Below are 2,246 nucleotides of genomic sequence, written 5' to 3' on the forward strand. Positions count from 1 at the left end.
TAACTAGAAAATCTATACTCGAAGAAAATCAAAATCTGACTAGGAAAGGAGCCACAGATAGAACTTGAAGTTCATAACAGCAAACTTGAACAACGTTAGATTATGATTTTCAATGAGTATTAACGATGTCAACAACTTCAATAATACCGAAGACCTCCTTTTGCTTTATTCATCAAAAGGTTTAACATTTGCTTCATAACCTTCATCTCTCGATTAAAATCGTTTACCAAATCTTTTCAACTCGTATCTTCACAGTGAGACTAGGGACAACATTATTTGAAGAAAAATCCTTTAAATATTTGTACAAAAAAAGCATCATATCAAGTAGTTCAAACACTTAATATGATGCTTTTTGAGTTCAGATGATTTTTTTCTAAACTTTGTTTTTTATTCTTGAATATGAATTGACAGTGTATCCGCGTCAACCGTCACTTGAGCACCGATGGTGATGGTAAATAAGGGTTGGGTATGGGCAAAATCAGTATCGTAAACCACAGGAATGTCTTTTAAAATTGGGTGCTTATCTAAAATATAAAGCAAGAGCTCTGGTGTCATCTGACACTCTTTAGGAAAACGGCCTAAAACAAGAGCTTTCGGATGAGGATAAGCCTGCAAAATAGCTGCTAGGTTGCGATCAAATTCGAAATAATCATCTTCTTCGGCTTCTTCTAAAAAGAGGACATAAGACTCCGGTTTCGGTGCATAGGGAGTTCCTCTTAAGAGACCAAAGGTTGACAAATTTCCCCCAATTAACGTTCCACTAGCTTTACCTGAGTTATATGATTTCCACTCTGTTGGCATGAAATGACGAGGTTGACTAGGGTCATACCAAGGGTCACTAGACCACTCAGAACTAGGTTCCAAATCATAAGCTGTATGTCCGAGAGCCTTTAACCAAGACTCACTTTGATAAACTTGCCCTTCAACCATTTTAAAACTAGAATAAGACGGTCCCATGTAGGTTTGAAGGCCCGTTTTGGCATAAATAGCATTTAAAATAGCCGTGGTATCTGAGTAACCACAGATAGGCTTGGGATTTTTAGCGATTAAATCATAATCTAAATAAGGCAAGAGTTCATTCGAATTAAAACCACCTATCGTGGCTAAAATTCCATCAACAGAACCATCTGCAAAGGCAGCATGCAAATCAGCTACGCGACTATCAATGGAAGCCGAATCAAGCATATCATGCTCCAAGTAATGCTCTGAAAATGATAAGGAAAAGCCTAATGCTTCTAAAGTCTCCTTAGCAGCTAAGTTGGCTTCAAAGCCACCTAGTCTCTCAATCGAACTTGATGGACTAAGAATACGTAAATGACTTCCTGGTTTTAATACTGACATAATTTGACCCTCCTAAAGCTTTTCATGATTATAGCATAAGACTATAAAATTGGAAAGATAGGCTCAATTTCAACTGATTTTATTCAATGATAATGTCAAATTCTCTTTATAACACATCATTTTTAATCACTCTTAAAATATGTTATTCTAAAATGTATGCTAATAGGAAAGGAAATAGCTATGGTCAATCTAGGACAAGTAAAACTACTCGAAACGCTGCCATATGATAATCAACTCTACACACAAGGGATTGAAAAGATATCAGAAGATACTATCTTAATTAGTGCAGGGCGATATGGGCATTCAAGGTTAGTCATCTATCACACCAATGATAAAACATTTAAAACTAAACACACCTTTCCAGATGATTTTTTTGCCGAAGGGTTAACCCTTCTTGATAATAATACCTTTTGGTTACTCAGTTTTAAGGAAGAGATTGCAACACAGTATCGTCTTACGGATTTTTCAATAATACAAAAAGTTTCCTATCAAGGGCAGGGTTGGGGAATTGCCTATGACAATCAAAATAATTGTCTGTGGATGACCAACGGAGGACATTATCTTCAAAAAAGAAATCCTGACACTTTTGATTTAATTGAAGAAATCCCTATAGAAGTAAATCATGTTCCCATTTCAAGATTAAATGAACTGGAATACGTCGACGGCTATCTATACGCTAACATTTGGCAGACTCAAAAAATAGTCAAAATGCTACCCCAAACCGGACAAATCGTTACGGTTTATGATTTAGCCGCAATAATGACGAAGCTACAATTAGATAAAGTTAGATATCCATATATAGATTTTTTAAATGGGATTGCACACTTAGAAAACAATCAGTTCATTATAACAGGGAAATTGTACCCCTTTATGATGATTGTCACTTTAAATTAAAAACCGTACTT

The 2,246-nt window shown here is 35.7% G+C and carries 2 protein-coding genes; one reads left to right on the forward strand and one right to left on the reverse strand.

Going from position 1 to position 2,246, the window contains the following annotated elements; translation table 11 throughout:
• Nucleotides 1-387 precede the first annotated feature (387 nt).
• Nucleotides 388-1,341, reverse strand: a complete 954-nt coding sequence (locus ACMZ6U_RS10165; RefSeq protein ID WP_416108307.1) for a S66 family peptidase — start codon at nucleotides 1,339-1,341, stop codon at nucleotides 388-390.
• Nucleotides 1,342-1,521: 180 nt separating this feature from the next.
• Between ACMZ6U_RS10165 and ACMZ6U_RS10170 the strand changes: the two genes are divergently transcribed.
• A complete protein-coding gene (locus tag ACMZ6U_RS10170; RefSeq protein ID WP_416108308.1) occupies nucleotides 1,522-2,235 on the forward strand; it encodes a glutaminyl-peptide cyclotransferase in 714 nt (237 codons plus the stop codon).
• Nucleotides 2,236-2,246: the final 11 nt, after the last annotated feature.

It is taken from the genome of Streptococcus pluranimalium (genome assembly GCF_047785745.1).
Classification (GTDB): Bacteria; Bacillota; Bacilli; order Lactobacillales; family Streptococcaceae; genus Streptococcus; species Streptococcus pluranimalium_B.